14 protein-coding genes and 1 pseudogene are annotated in these 13,283 nt (G+C 64.0%); 4 read left to right on the forward strand and 11 right to left on the reverse strand.

Annotated features, from left to right (window positions below; translation table 11 throughout):
* The first annotated feature begins 1,014 nt into the window (after positions 1-1,014).
* The 3 genes from ABZ532_RS30580 to ABZ532_RS30590 all read left to right on the forward strand — a co-directional run bounded on the left by ABZ532_RS30580 (position 1,015) and on the right by ABZ532_RS30590 (position 4,298).
* Positions 1,015-2,295, forward strand: a complete 1,281-nt coding sequence (locus ABZ532_RS30580) for an ABC transporter substrate-binding protein (RefSeq protein ID WP_361291000.1) — start codon at positions 1,015-1,017, stop codon at positions 2,293-2,295.
* Between the two features lie 312 nt (positions 2,296-2,607).
* Positions 2,608-3,432 (forward strand): sugar ABC transporter permease, encoded by an 825-nt coding sequence (locus ABZ532_RS30585; RefSeq protein WP_361291003.1) that lies wholly within the window; start codon positions 2,608-2,610, stop codon positions 3,430-3,432.
* Positions 3,429-4,298 (forward strand): carbohydrate ABC transporter permease, encoded by an 870-nt coding sequence (locus ABZ532_RS30590; RefSeq protein WP_361291006.1) that lies wholly within the window; start codon positions 3,429-3,431, stop codon positions 4,296-4,298. The genes ABZ532_RS30585 and ABZ532_RS30590 overlap by 4 nt, the downstream gene beginning before the upstream one ends.
* Before the next feature lie 598 nt (positions 4,299-4,896).
* On the opposite strand, the gene ABZ532_RS30595 is transcribed toward ABZ532_RS30590, so the two are convergent.
* From ABZ532_RS30595 to ABZ532_RS30645, 11 genes and pseudogenes are all read right to left on the reverse strand, one after another.
* Positions 4,897-5,064: a hypothetical protein gene (locus ABZ532_RS30595; RefSeq protein ID WP_361291009.1), complete on the reverse strand. Its 168-nt coding sequence runs from the start codon at positions 5,062-5,064 to the stop codon at positions 4,897-4,899.
* Between the two features lie 38 nt (positions 5,065-5,102).
* The gene (locus ABZ532_RS30600) at positions 5,103-5,972 is read right to left on the reverse strand and encodes a Tn3 family transposase (protein ID WP_361291012.1); all 870 of its coding nucleotides are present in this window, start codon (positions 5,970-5,972) and stop codon (positions 5,103-5,105) included.
* A gap of 220 nt (positions 5,973-6,192) precedes the next feature.
* Positions 6,193-6,681: pseudogene (locus ABZ532_RS30605) on the reverse strand (DUF4158 domain-containing protein); the annotation flags it as partial.
* Positions 6,682-6,743: 62 nt separating this feature from the next.
* Complete coding sequence (locus ABZ532_RS30610; RefSeq protein WP_361291015.1) at positions 6,744-7,538, reverse strand: ABC transporter permease subunit; 795 nt, start codon at positions 7,536-7,538, stop codon at positions 6,744-6,746.
* A complete protein-coding gene (locus tag ABZ532_RS30615; protein ID WP_361291018.1) occupies positions 7,535-8,404 on the reverse strand; it encodes an ATP-binding cassette domain-containing protein in 870 nt (289 codons plus the stop codon). The genes ABZ532_RS30610 and ABZ532_RS30615 overlap by 4 nt, the downstream gene beginning before the upstream one ends.
* A 53-nt stretch (positions 8,405-8,457) precedes the next feature.
* Positions 8,458-9,177, reverse strand: a complete 720-nt coding sequence (locus ABZ532_RS30620) for an ATP-binding cassette domain-containing protein (RefSeq protein ID WP_361291021.1) — start codon at positions 9,175-9,177, stop codon at positions 8,458-8,460.
* On the reverse strand, positions 9,081-10,601 hold the full coding sequence (locus ABZ532_RS30625; RefSeq protein ID WP_361291024.1) for a hypothetical protein: 1,521 nt from the start codon (positions 10,599-10,601) through the stop codon (positions 9,081-9,083). The genes ABZ532_RS30620 and ABZ532_RS30625 overlap by 97 nt, the downstream gene beginning before the upstream one ends.
* 29 nt (positions 10,602-10,630) lie before the next feature.
* Positions 10,631-11,035 carry a hypothetical protein gene (locus ABZ532_RS30630; protein WP_361291027.1) on the reverse strand — a complete coding sequence of 135 codons (405 nt, stop codon included), beginning with the start codon at positions 11,033-11,035 and terminating at the stop codon, positions 10,631-10,633.
* A 34-nt stretch (positions 11,036-11,069) separates the two neighbouring features.
* Entirely contained in the window at positions 11,070-11,687 is a 618-nt protein-coding gene (locus ABZ532_RS30635; RefSeq protein WP_361291030.1) for a hypothetical protein, read from the reverse strand.
* Positions 11,688-11,691: 4 nt separating this feature from the next.
* Positions 11,692-12,252 (reverse strand): stage II sporulation protein M, encoded by a 561-nt coding sequence (locus tag ABZ532_RS30640; RefSeq protein ID WP_361291033.1) that lies wholly within the window; start codon positions 12,250-12,252, stop codon positions 11,692-11,694.
* A gap of 22 nt (positions 12,253-12,274) precedes the next feature.
* A complete protein-coding gene (locus tag ABZ532_RS30645) occupies positions 12,275-12,547 on the reverse strand; it encodes an uberolysin/carnocyclin family circular bacteriocin (RefSeq protein ID WP_361291036.1) in 273 nt (90 codons plus the stop codon).
* A gap of 314 nt (positions 12,548-12,861) precedes the next feature.
* On the opposite strand from ABZ532_RS30645, the gene ABZ532_RS30650 reads away from it, so the two are divergent.
* Positions 12,862-13,233: a recombinase family protein gene (locus ABZ532_RS30650; protein WP_361291039.1), complete on the forward strand. Its 372-nt coding sequence runs from the start codon at positions 12,862-12,864 to the stop codon at positions 13,231-13,233.
* Positions 13,234-13,283: the final 50 nt, after the last annotated feature.

Here is a 13,283-nt window from a genome sequence, read left to right on the forward strand (position 1 = left end):
ATTGCCAGCCTCGTTTCCGACCGCAACATCACCATGTGAAAGACGCCGTGATCAGGGCAAACACGCCCCACCCGCTATCACGCACCAACTCGTTAGAGAACCAGGTTAGTGCACGGTGCAGCATGCTCACGCCAGTCGACGTGCCCCCCTCAGCAAGGTCGGGACGCTGCGTCTCGGCCTTCGTTAGAACGGCACCATTAGGTACTTATTGCTCAAGGATTCGGCCCCAGAGCTGAAGGACAGTGCTAGTGGGGCCTCGATGAGCCGCGGAAGTCGTGGCCCCACCAAGGTGAAAGCTCCCGTGCGGGAACCCAGAATGTGATCAAAATGCTCGCTCTTGCGGTTCAGAACGGTTTAGTACGGTTCAGTACAGGTCTGTACGGGACACGGCATACGCCGTTCCCTCCTTCCGTGCCCCCGTCCACCGGCGGACGGTGCGATTGCCACCCCAACAAGCAACTTCTACTGATGCAGCCTCATTGACAAGCCCTTACGGTGAGACACGCACGCCCAGGGGCTCCGTATTAGCCCAGGGCGATCCCCATCCGCTGACTGCGCTTCAGGCCGGCAGAAGCCCCCGGGCGACATAACTCCCTGAGCTGCTGCTCCGCATGGTTCAACCTTGTCGTGCCTCAGTCCTTCCGGGGCGACGCAACAGCCGCACCCGGTACGCGCCCCGGAGACGCCACCACCCCTGACCAGGGGCTGGAGAGTGAGTCACGCCCAATGGTCGCACCGAGCGCGGTAGAGCAATACGAGGCCAGTGCGGCGGCCCTGCGTACCACCAGGCCGAGAACCGAACGGTGCGCAAGCCTGCTGGAGCGAGGGTCAGAGCCGCCTAGGCCGCCTCCTCGAGTCCGAGTCACCGCCATGACCAGCTTCCGTTGATGCAAGCTTGCAACCTTATGCAAGAAACTTGCTAGTAGCTGTAGACTTTTGCCAGGAGAAGTTCCTACCCTGACGGGCATGCATCACCGCCATGAATCGCATGGAACGCCTGTCAGAGGAGGAAAGATGAACCGCTGGGTGCCACGGGCAGGCGTTGCCGTGACGGTGGTTTCGGTTCTCGCCGCATGCGGCACCGAGCCGGGTGGCTTGTCCAGTCAGAACAATGAGTTCAGCGGCCGCGGGCCAATCACCATTGCCACTGGCAAGGACAACAGCACCACCCTCAACAAGATCATCGATAAGTGGAACGTCGACCACCCGGATGAGCTTGTCCGGGCCGTGGAACTTTCAGACTCCCCCGACCAGCAGCGCCAGCGCATGATCCAGGATGCGGAGCTTAAGTCGGGGGAGTTCGCAGTCCTCGATCTCGACGTCGTGTGGACGGCCGAGTTCGCAGCCAATCGCTGGATCATGAAACTCCCGGACGACATCGCCGACCCCACCCAGTTCCTGAAACCGACGATCGAGGCGGCGTCCTACCGGGATGGCTTGTATGCCGTGCCGGTGACGTCAGACGCGGGACTGTTGTTTTACCGCTCGGACCTGCTTGAGAAATCAGGCAAGAAGCCGCCCAAGACCTGGGGCGAGATGCAGGCTACCTGTAAAAAGGTGCTGAAGATGCCTGAGGCTAAAGGAATGTCCTGCTATGCGGGCCAGTTCGACAAGTACGAAGGTCTGACTGTCAACTTCGCCGAGATGGTCGACAGCGCCGGAGGGAGGATCCTCGATGATAAGGGGTCTCCCCATGTCGACTCGCAGGAAGCGGCTCGAGCTCTGACCTTCTTCCGCGACGGCATCAAAAACGGCCTCATAGCCGAAAAGGCCATCACGTACAAGGAGGAAGAGGGCAGGCAAGCCTTCCAAAAGGGAGAGCTGGTCTTCCATCGACAGTGGCCGTATCAATGGTCTCTCGCTAATGACGCGAAGTCTTCAAAAGTGTCGAAGAAGTTCTCCGTTGCGCCGCTCCCTGGGCTGGACGGGCCGGGCGTCTCCAGCCTCGGGGGACACAACCTGGCTGTCAGCCCGCAAGCTGACAACAAGGCGACCGCCCTGGACTTCGTGAAGTTCATGACCAGCGAGAAGACACAGCGTGATCGACTGCTGCTGGGTTCCAACGCCCCGACGCGGGCAGCCCTGTACGACGACGCCGACCTGATCGCCAAGTACCCCTACTTGCCGGAACTCAAGCAGTCAATCAACACGGCGAACCCGCGGCCGCGCGTTGTCCACTATGGGGATGCCACTGCAGCTATCCAGGACGAGGCCTATAAGGCCCTGACCGGCGAGAGCACACCGGAGCAAGCACTCGCCAACCTGCAGAAGAAGCTCCATCAGCTCAAACCGTGACAGTCAGCCACCGTGCACGCTCCTGGGCGAGTTTCACTCTGCGCCCCTCGTGCGTGCAGGACAGGAAGCCGCTCCCCACGCCATCGCCGCCCCGCTCATCCACGTCAGGTGAATACTATGTCCGTGCAAACAGCACCGTCTCCCCCCACCGCGGGGCGACGGAGTGCTGCCCTCCCTCCCCGTAAGCGGCGACGTGGTACGGGCCGCCTCGCAGTACTCCTCGTCTCTCCCACCATCGCCATTCTTGCGCTCGTCGCGGGTTACCCGGTAATCGCAGCGTTCCGTGAATCGCTTTTTGCCAAGCAATCCGGCTTGGACAGCTCCGGGTTTGTGGTCGAGGGAGAGAAGTTCGTTGGTGTACAACACTACGCCGATCTATTCCGAGGGGAGGCCGGCGACCGGTTCTACAACGCTCTGGCGAACACCTCCTTCTTCACGTTCACCACTGTTGCCCTCGAAACAGCGATCGGTATCGCCATGGCTCTGGTGATGCACAAGTCGATACGTGGACGTGGACTAGTGCGGGCCGGGGTTCTCGTCCCGTGGGCCGTCCCAACCGTAGTCTCTGCTTTGCTGTGGCAGTGGATCTTCCAGGCCGACGGAGTCGCCAACGCGGTGCTCGGCACTCAGATCCTTTGGACTTCCGATGGAGTCCAGGGAGCGGTGGCGGTCATCGTGGCAGACACATGGAAGACAGCGCCGTTTGTCGGCCTACTCGTCCTCGCAGGACTGCAGCTCATCCCAGCAGAGGTATATGAGGCGGCGCGGGTGGACGGTGCGAATGCTAGCCAGCAGTTTTTTCGCATCACGCTTCCACTGCTGCGGCCCGTGCTACTGGTCGCGGTTCTGTTCCGGCTCCTGGACGCTTTGCGGATGTTCGATCTTCCCTACGTCCTGATCGGTCCCCGCAAAGATTCGGTAGAGACCCTGTCCATGCTGGCTTTTGACGAAGCAGCAAATACCCGGTATGGACCAGCAGCCGCATACGGCGTATTGCTGTTTCTGTACGTTGCTGCCATAGCGTTCCTGTTCGTGAAAGTCCTGGGGGCAGAGATCTTCGCGTCCTCGGACTCCGCCAAGCAAGTGAAGCGTCGCCTGCGCCGTAAGCGCGATCTAGCGAAGGAGGACCTCACGTGACCATAGCTTTCCGCCATTCCTCCCCACGGCGCTTCACGCTCCCGAACCGTGGAGCACTGCTACGCCATCTCGGCACATGCCTGGTTCTTCTCTACTGTCTCGCGCCGTTCTACTGGATGGCCGTCTCAAGTTTCCGGCGCAGTTCGGATCTCTTCGCTAAATCTCCGCTCCCCGCTCCGTGGTCGCTCGAGAACTATCAGGCCGTAATGCAGCCGAGCAGCGGATTCATGCGCGCTCTCATCAACAGCCTGGTAGTCGCGGGTACCACAACCATCCTGACACTCATCATCGCCATATTCACCTCGTACGCGCTTGCCCGTTTGGATTTCTGGGGTAAAAATGTCGTCTTGGCGGTCATCGTGGCCACCTCGATGTTTCCCGGAATCTCGCTTCTAGTGCCGCTGTTGAAACTGTTCAGCAATCATTTCTACTGGGTGAATACCTACCAGGCCATGATCCTGCCGTCGCTGTCGTTCGCCCTGCCGCTGGCGGTCTGGAACCTTACCGCATTCTTCCAGCAGCTCCCTCGGGAGCTGGAACAGGCGGCAATGGTCGACGGATGCACCGCGGGGCAGGCTTTTCGAAAGGTTATTCTTCCACTCACTGCTCCTGGCATCTTCACCACCGCGATCCTGACCTTCATCGCCGCGTGGAACGAGTTCATCATCGCCTTGTCGATGGTCAACAAGACATCCATGCAGACTGCAACGGTGGCGATATCCCGATTTAATGGAGCCACCGGCTTCGATGTGCCCTACGGGACGAAGATGGCTGCCGGTGTCATCGTCACCGTTCCTCTGGTCATACTCGTGTTGGTCTTTCAGCGACGTATCGTCGCCGGTCTCACCAGCGGAGCCGTCAAGTAGTCGAGGCGCGTTACTCACTCTTCTCCCGCACGATGAAGATGCGCTACGAAGGGCTCGGGGAGCTGCCGATCGGCGAGTACAGTCCGAATCCCGAGCCGTCACGGCAGCAGTTCGAGGTGTGATCTGGCGGTTCAAGACCGGCGGATAGGCGGGACCAGGCGAGTTCGGTGCCTGTTCAACCGCCCACAACCGTCGGGCAGTGGCGTGACACCGGCGTCTTCGAGGTCCTGCTGGAGGGCATGACCGCGAAGGCGCGAAGCAGGGCGAGTTGGACCTGTCCCTGGTCAGCATCGACTCCACCACCGCGCGTGCTCACCACGACGCTGCCGGGATGCACTTGGGCGATGCCGTCCTCGGCGTTCTGCAGAAGACCGCCGCCGAGGCAGAGAAAGCCAGGTCAGAGGGGGCGACTGCGACGAACAAACGGGGGCTGGAAACCGAGACCGATCCTGAGCGGGAAGAGCGACGGCGCATCTGGCATCGGCGGAAACTCCGCCTGAAGGCCGCACTCCTGGGACGGTCGGGGGTGGGCGGGCCAGTAAGGTCCACCCGGCTGCCGATCGGGAATGCCGCCCGCTGGCGTTCGTCTGACCGCGGCTCAGGCCGCGGATAGCCCGTAGAGTATCGTTAGAGCCTTGGTTTCCGTACAGGGTTCTGGAACTTCGGGGCCGGTGAGGGCGGCGAAGTCGGCGTGAGCCAGCTCGACGGCTTCCGGGTACGCCTCGCGCTTGGCGTGCTCGGCGAGCGCCCGGTAGACGCTGGCCACCGAGGGGCTCTACCCCTTGCGCTTGCCGGTGGGGATGATCAGGTCGGGCTGGATGTGCTCGACGGACTCGCCGCCCGCGCGGCGCCGCAGCACGGTGTGGAGCATGTCGTCGGTGATGACCGGCGGCCGGCCGCCGTGCTTGCCCTTGCGGACCGCGGTGTCGAGTTGGACGGGCTGGCCCCGGCGTTGCGGATGCGTCTGCTGGAGGAGCTGCGGAGCGCGCTGGTGGGCGCGTTGGATGAGGCCCGGGTGGAGGCGATGGCTGCGGCCTCGGATGAGGGTTGGGGGCTGCGGCGAATCGGGGCGTTCTGCGGGGTGTCGCACGAGCAGGTACGGCGGCTGCTGGCCGAGCGGCAGGCCGGGGGCGGCCCGCCGGTCAACTGACGACGGTCACCCTCGTCATAGGCAGGGGGGCGGAGCTTGCCGGCGGCGAGTTCGGGCGAAAGCCGGAAGTGGAAGCGGCCGATCATGCGGATGTGATCGTGACCGAGCGGGGAGAGCCGGGCGAGGTCGGCGTCGGAGATGTGGTGGCCCTCGGCGCGGAGCTGGTTGACCATCTCCTGGAGGTACACCGAATTCCACGGAACACAGGCATTGAGGACGAGGCCCAGTGCCGATAGCTGATCTTCCTGCCCCTCTTTGTACCTTTGCCGCAGTTCGCCCTTCTGGCCGTAGAAGATGCGGCGGGCGAGTTCGTGGCGGGACTCCTGCCGGTTGAGCTGGGTGTTGATCTTTCGGCGGAAGAGTTCGCTGTGGTAGTAGCGGGCGAGGAAGGCGGAGCGGTCCAGGCGGCCGATCTGCATGACCGCGCGGCCGAGTGGGCTGGGGCGACCCTGGCCTGCGAGGACGGGCAGGATCTGGGAGGCGCGGACGGTGCCTTCGCGCAGGGAGCCGGCCAGGGGGAGCACCGCCGAGTTTGTTGAGCTCGATGTACCGGTCGATGGCCTTGCCCGCGCCGGGACCGGTGATGTCGCGCGGGGAGCGGCGCAGCCGGTCCAGTTTGGAGGTGCGGCGGCTGTCCTCGACCGGCAGCAGCCCGGCCAGGGCGGCACGCTGCTCAGCGGTGGGTTTGGCGGCCACGGTGCGCCAGGTCTTGCGGTTGGTGTGCTCACGGATGGAGGTGACCATGCGTTCGAGGACGGTGGCGCCGGGCAGCAGCACCTTGTTCTCGACCAAGTGCAGCGTGGCGAGGTCGAACAGGGCGATGGGGCGCTCATTGCCCGACCAGCACCGGTCCCACAGCCAGCGGGCCAGCTTCCACCAGGCGTCGCCCCTCAGATCCCGGTAGCCGTAGGCGTTTTTGACGGCGCCTTGGTGGTTCCAGCGGGTGCGCTCGGCGCCGTACCCGGCCAGTACCGAGGCGGGGTGGCCGAGCTGATCGGCGACGTACTCCACGACTTCGGCGGGCGCGTCCTCGGGGTTGTCGAGGAAGGTGCCGAGGAACCGCACAGTGCTGAGTTGGACGCCGTAGCCGAGCTGCGACCTCGTGCCCCGGCAGGCCATCGCGCGGCGCCGCGTGGCGCGGTCCAGCAGGAAGTAGTCGGCCAGCTGACCGTCGTCCGGCACCTGATGGAACGTGCCATAGCTACGGCGCTGTTCATCGGTCAGAAACGCCACGCTTCCCCTCCCATGGTCTCCGGTGCAGCTGTGCGCCGCTCATGTCTGGACGGGGTTCTGGATCAGATGCCTTGGCTGCGGAACCGTGTGACGGCCGCGACGTAGAGGGCCGCGGTGAAGAGGCCGAAGACGAGGATCGCGGTTGCGGGCGTCAGGCGCTGGGAGGCGTCGGCGAGGAAGGCCCCGTCGTCGCCTGAGATGTTCGACATCGAGGTGCCCGCGGCGAACGGCAGGTACTTCGCCATGTGCGTCAACCACGGGGAGCTGGTGAGCATGCCGCCCGTTCTGACCATGGGCTCGAGCATGTAGGGGATGGCGACCAAGGAGACCATGGCGACGGTCTGTGAGCGGAACATGATGGTGATCGCGATACCGATCAGGGTCCAGCACACGGTCTGCAGCAGCAGGCCGCAGTGGAGCACGATCAGATCTCCGTACGACGCACGAGAGATCAGCTCCACCGGCAGGCTGGTGCATGCGACGATCCAGGAGACCGCGGTGGAGCACGCCATGACTGTCAGGGCGAATCCGCCGGCCACGACGGCCTTGGCCGCGATGGCCCGGCTGCGAACGGGCGTGATGGCGAGCGTTGCTCTGATCGTGCCGTGCCGGTAGTCACCGCCCATGGCGAGTGCCCCGAAGATTCCGGCCGCGAGGGGGACGAACGAGGCCTTGTTGATGACGGCGACCAGTGCCTCTTGCGGAGTAACGGCCATCTCGGTCGACTGGAACTCGGTGACGGTGAAGGTATAACCCCAGCTGGCAAGGGCGGTCACGGCGATCGTGACGGCCGCGAGCAGCCATGTGGACGTCAGGGTGGTCAGGCGCGCCCACTCGTATCGCACAGGTCTGTTCACGGGGCATCCGCCTTCTGATCTGTCACGTATTCGACGCTCGCCGCTGAGGCGAGCAGGAACGCTTCCTCCAGCGTCGTTTCGGCGGCGGTCAGCTCGGTGACGATGACGTTCGCCGCGAGTGCCGTGGTCGCGATCTCCCGTTGCGGGAGTTTGTTGACCAGCAGGTAGCCGTCCGTGCTGGACTCGACGTCCGCGCCGCGCTGGAGGAGGGCATGGCGGAGCTGGTCCGGGGCTTCCGCCCGTACACGTACGGTGCCTGCGCCGTATCCGCGTTTGAAGTCGGCGAGGGTGCTATCGGCGATGAGACGTCCCTTGCCGATCACCACGACCCGCTCAGCGAGCTCGTCCAGATCCGACAGCTGGTGGGAGGAGACGAAGACGGCGTTGCCGGCTGCCGCGTACTCCTTGAGGAAGGTGCGCAGCCACCGCATGCCCTGCGGGTCCATGCCGTTGCCGGGTTCGTCGAGGATGAGGACGTCGGGAGAGCCGAGCAGCGCGCAGGCGAGGCCGAGGCGCTGCAGCATGCCCAGGGAGAAGCCTTTCGGCCGGTGTCGGGCGACAGGGAGGAGACCGACGAGGTCGAGGACTTCGTCGATGCGCGTGTCCGGGATGCCGATCCCGCGGTTGAGCATGCGCAGGTGCGCGTGCACGGTGCGGCCTGGGTGGTAGGACCTTGTTTCCAGGAGTGCTCCGACGCGCTGTGCCGGATCGGCCAGTTCCGAGTAGCGCCTGCCGTCGAAGAGTGTCTGGCCGCTTCCCTGTTCAAGCTCGAGCATGAGTCGCAGAGTCGTGGACTTTCCTGCGCCGTTGGGGCCCAGGAAGCCGGTGACCGCCCCGGGTTCCACGGTGAAGCTGAGCTGGTCCACCACCACTTTGTCGGCGAATGCCTTTGACAGGCCATCGACGTGAACCGTTGCCACTACTTGCCTCCCGTCGATGGGCTGGAGCGTCCGTCGAGGATGATGGTCGTGTCCGCTGTCACGGTCGCCGGCGGGTCGTGTGCGATCAGCGCCACGGAGGCACGCGAGGACCACGTGTTCATCTCGGCCGAGAGCAGATCTATACCTGCGGCATCCAGTCCGTTGAAGGGCTCGTCGAGGATGACGAGCGTGAACTGGCCCAAGGTGCACATGATTAGCCAGAGCTTCCTTCGGTTGCCCGTGGACAGCTCCTTCGCAGCGTGGTCGAGCCACGGCTCCAGCCCGTAGCACGCGGCCCTCAGCAGTCCTGGTCCAGGGCTGGTCCCGTGGCAACGGGCTGCGAAGACAAGGTGGTCCCGCACGGTCATGCTGGGATAGAGCGACACGTCCGTACGGCAGACCCTGCGCGCGGTCCGGCTCTGCGGATCCCTTGCGTCCCGGCCGCCGACGCGCACCTGGCCGGTCCATGGCGCAAGGGAACCGCTGCACAGCTCGAGGAAGGTCGACTTACCGACGCCGTTTGGGCCCGACACCATGATCAGACCACGGCCCGGCAAGGACAGGGAAAGGTCCACGAACACAGGGCTGGACGGGTGGTACCCGAAGGTGACGGACTTCAGCTCTAGCGCAGGTTCAGGATGCTTCGTCTCACGCACAGCGTCGCAACTCCAGTAAGTATCAGGGTGTAGCCGAAGGCCAGGGCCGGTTCGGCCGTCCATTGCTGAGAAAAGATCCAGATCACGGGGCCGGTCAAGGTGAGTGACAGGAACCCGGTGACAGGGTCGGAGGCCGCAGTGCCGTCGGTGTTTCCCGGCGGGGCCGCCACGGTCTCGGCGACAAGGGCTGCACAAACACCGCACACCGCTGTGATCACGGGGATGGCAGTGAGGCCCGGGCCGGTCAGGAGCAGGACGACCGCGGCGGTTCCCACACCGGCGCACGCTGCGCATACGATCCACACGAGGACCACCGCGCGGGCGATGGACCAGCAGGACATGCCCGCCTCCCACGTCGCGCGCAGCGCGGGCCGCAGCAGGGTCGGGCCGATCGCCCGGGACAGCATCTCCGCAAGGCCGAGCACCATCACCGCGGCGACGCCCGCTGCGATCTCCGGGGCGCGGGCGGGCAGTTCTGCCACCGGCAGAGGAAGGGGGCTCGCTAGTGCGAAACCCGCCACGGCGGCGACCGTTCCCGTCCCGGCCAGGAACACGTGCTTGACCAGGGGGTACACCGCGCTGCCACGCAACTCTCGCGCCAGGATCCCCACGAGCGCCGGGACCCTGGCACCGGGCCCCGTGTGATCAGGGGCCCGTACACCTGGACGTGAAGCAGCCGTGAGGGGGAAGGAGTGGAACGGCATCCTGCCGAGGTCCCGTACGAGGCGGAAACAGGCGAGGCTGCCGAGGACCACGACGACCGCCGCGCACGATCGGGCAAACGCCGACGAGTAGAGCGCCGACATCCTGGCCGCGGCGGACCCCAGCAGCGGAGCCGTGATGAACAGCGCGGCCGAGATGCCCAGGACTGCGCAGCCGATGCAGGTAGCGATCACCCTGACGGATTCCCGGTACCGCGCTTGGCGCAGGTTTAGCGCGGACCGCGCGGCGACCGACAGACTGACGGCGCACATGCCGACCGGAACGACCACGGCGAAGGCGAGATGCGCCACGCCGATGTCTCGGGCCGACCAGTAGGCGACCAGGAAACCAGCAGGCAGCATGCCAAGCAGCAGGTGGTACGCGCAGATACGGCGGGCGCAGTAGACGAGGAACACTTCCCGTGACGAGATGTCCAGCGCCCGGAAGAGTCCCGCATTCGGCGACCCCGTCACCATGAACCGGCGTTGGGAGAACGCCTCCCTCAGGGCATACGTCCCAGTCACATAGACCGACAATACCGCCAAGGCCACCAGCAGCTCCTCGGCTTGGACACCCTCCTCTTCCGTAGCGAGCCTGATCAGGGAGAAGCCAGCCACCGCGAGGAGGAAGACGATCGGCACGGCCAGCACGTACAAGCCGACGAACAGACGCCTGGCCGTGCGCACCGTCATGCGCAGGCGCAGAGCGGCGAGTATCTCGAACAGGTAGAAGTCAGAGACCGCACGGACTCTGATCCGGCCGAGCTGTGTTTCCGTAGCTGACATGACGCTTCCTCAAACAGCCGAGCGGCTGCCTAGAACCTGTTCTGCGAAGCCTTGCGGGACTGGCGCTCACCTGCCGCGAACAGCGACACCACCGCCATGGCCAGAGAGATGGCTGCGGCCAGCAGCGAGAACAGAGACTGCGGTGAAGACGACACGGAATCCCCGAGCATGATCGAGTTCGATGCCATGGCGAGGATCGACACTCCCGCCATCCACCATGTCGTCTCCCTCGCCCTGCGTACCAGGACAGCCGAGGCGGGCAGCAGTACGGCGAAGACCAGCAGCTGTACTGCCAGTGCCGTCTTGAGCACGTGCGGGTCGACGTTCCCCGTGGTGCCGAGTGGACGGGTGAGGAAGCACAGCAGCGCCGCCGCACCGAGCAGCAGCATGGCCGCTGCGGCAAGTCGGGCCGTCTTCGTGTAGAGCGTGAGCATAGGAGGTATCTCTCTTGCTTTTCGATGCCCTTGGCTATCCGACCGCGGCCAACGCGGCGAGGCCGAGGCTGCAGCAGTAGAGGGCGATGATCCTGCCTGAGGGCAGGTGCCGCCAGTGAGCCCGGAACAGCGCCGGAACCAGCAGGGCAACCGCGGTGATGTAGAGGTAGTAGACGATGCCTTGCGTCGGGTCGACCATCCCGAATGCGAGAGCGGCCAACTGCGGGGGCACAAGACACAGGGCGACCACGGGGAAGAACGCACCGGTACGCAGTCCCCGGCCCAGCGGCCGACTCGCCGTGAAGACCCGCCGCTCCAGGGCGCGGGCCACGAAGACATAGCAGGCGTAGACGAAGACGGTCAGCAGGACGCCGCCGCCCACAGCCACGTTGACTGCAAGGTCCTGAAGCGCCGGGTCACCGATCTCAGCCCGCTGCTTCGGTGTTATCAGGGTCTGCGCGTAGGCGAATGCGGTCGGCAGCCTGCACAGCACCAGCGCGCATGCGACGAAGTACAGCGCGAGCCACAGGAACTTGCTCGTCGGCGCCGCAGCCTTGGCGGACTCGACAGTGTGACGGACCTCGTCACCGAACGGCGCCCTGACCGCCGCCCCGTCCGCCACCTCCGGCTGGTGAGATGTATCAGTTCTCATGTCCCTATCTCGCTGCCATGACAGTGGCTTCGATAAACGCAGCGCCGACAATGATCGACACCGCAACCAGGAAGATTCGCAAGGAATCCGCCATTGAATTCACATAGAGGCGCAGGATCCCGGCTTCCTTCCAGCGCCTCCCGCGAAGCGCTGCGGAGGCGGCTGGATACAGGCCGGCCGCACCGGCAAGAATGAATCCCAGGAACTCGAACCCCACGTACAGTCCCGTCTCGGTTACGAACCCCGACCATTCGGAGTTGGACACGACGACGGCCAGCGTCGCCCCCACATAGGCAGAGAGCATGGTGATGCCGATCAGGCTCACCACTCCGAAGGAAACGGATCCCGCATAAAGCAGCATCCCAGAGGGAAGGTTCCTGCCCAGGATCTCCAAGAAGGCCTGACCGAAACTATTTTCCGGTGATACTGTCCGCGGTTCAAACTTCGCGCTGGACAAAGCCGAATATCCAAGCGCTGCACCAAGACCGAAGATCGCGGCGCTCGCAAGGAGCGAGAGCAGAGCGCTCCTGCTCCTTGCGAGAACAGCCATGGCGTTGTCAGCCATCAGACCAGAGTCAGCGTCAGGTCTAGGCGATCGCGAACGCCTTACCCTTCTTCTTGATGTAGTAGAGCACCGTCGCGCTGACGGCAGAGATAACGCCACCACTGAACATGGCCGAGACGATGGCCAGCGCCAGACCACCCGCCTCAATGGCGGATACGACCTGACCGGCGACACTCGCACTGATACCCAGCGAACCAGCCACCCAGAATGCCGCAAAACCAGCCATGGCCAGACCCGCCGCACCGATGGCGGCGGCCAGCACAGCGAAACTGTTCTGATGCATTGTCGACTTCATGAAAGCTCCCATTCTCCGAGGATGCACGGAAGCTGACACGAGGAAGATTCCCCCATTAACAAGCCCCCGAAGATCCGTGAACAGCCGCCTATGTTGTCATCGCCAGGGGCGATGACAACATAGGCTGAGTGATTTCTACTGCCTCAACCCGGCTGGTCATACCGGCGTGTTGGGCGCAGCAGGACGTTAACAGCCCACTTAGCCCGCAACAACATCGAGGTTCCGTCACCTTCGACGGAAAACTGGAGTGGGTTATATGACATAACGTCAGCAACTCTTCCTGTCAGGCGACTTGACTGAGCTTCAAATGGTGTGTGCAGATCATTCGTGGTGTAGGTCACTCGAAATGTTTCCAACCAGTAATTGAATCTCAAAATTCTATTCGAGGGCGGCGTTCTTCCTGCGGGCCTCGGGCGACGGTTTTACCTGTCCGCGATGAGGCCCTACATAAGAGATGCCCCCTACCTCGGCCGCCACTCGATAGCGGACTTCTCACGGGCTATGCCCGATGCTCCACCGACATGCAGGACCTGACAGCCCAACAGGAGATTCTTCTCTCCCTCGGTGTCCCCGAGGAGAGGATCTACCTCGACCGCGGGCTGACCGGGTCCAACCGCCACCGCCCCGGTCTCCGCCCGGTCCTAGGTGTATTGACCACGAGCGTTGTTAACAGTGCCGGGTCTTGATCATGGCGAAGACCTCCGGTGTGGTGGAGGTGTCTAGGACTACACCGCAC

It is taken from the genome of Streptomyces sp. NPDC019396 (assembly GCF_040632375.1).
Lineage (GTDB): Bacteria > Actinomycetota > Actinomycetes > Streptomycetales > Streptomycetaceae > Streptomyces.

Coding starts and splice junctions, on each gene's coding strand:
- ABZ532_RS30580 (WP_361291000.1), top strand. CDS start 1,015: ATGAACCGCTGGGTGCCACGGGCAGGCGTTGCCGTGACGGTGGTTTCG.
- ABZ532_RS30620 (WP_361291021.1), bottom strand. CDS start 9,177: ATGGACGGCCGAACCGGCCCTGGCCTTCGGCTACACCCTGATACTTAC.
- ABZ532_RS30625 (WP_361291024.1), bottom strand. CDS start 10,601: ATGTCAGCTACGGAAACACAGCTCGGCCGGATCAGAGTCCGTGCGGTC.
- ABZ532_RS30630 (WP_361291027.1), bottom strand. CDS start 11,035: ATGCTCACGCTCTACACGAAGACGGCCCGACTTGCCGCAGCGGCCATG.
- ABZ532_RS30635 (WP_361291030.1), bottom strand. CDS start 11,687: ATGAGAACTGATACATCTCACCAGCCGGAGGTGGCGGACGGGGCGGCG.
- ABZ532_RS30640 (WP_361291033.1), bottom strand. CDS start 12,252: ATGGCTGACAACGCCATGGCTGTTCTCGCAAGGAGCAGGAGCGCTCTG.
- ABZ532_RS30645 (WP_361291036.1), bottom strand. CDS start 12,547: ATGAAGTCGACAATGCATCAGAACAGTTTCGCTGTGCTGGCCGCCGCC.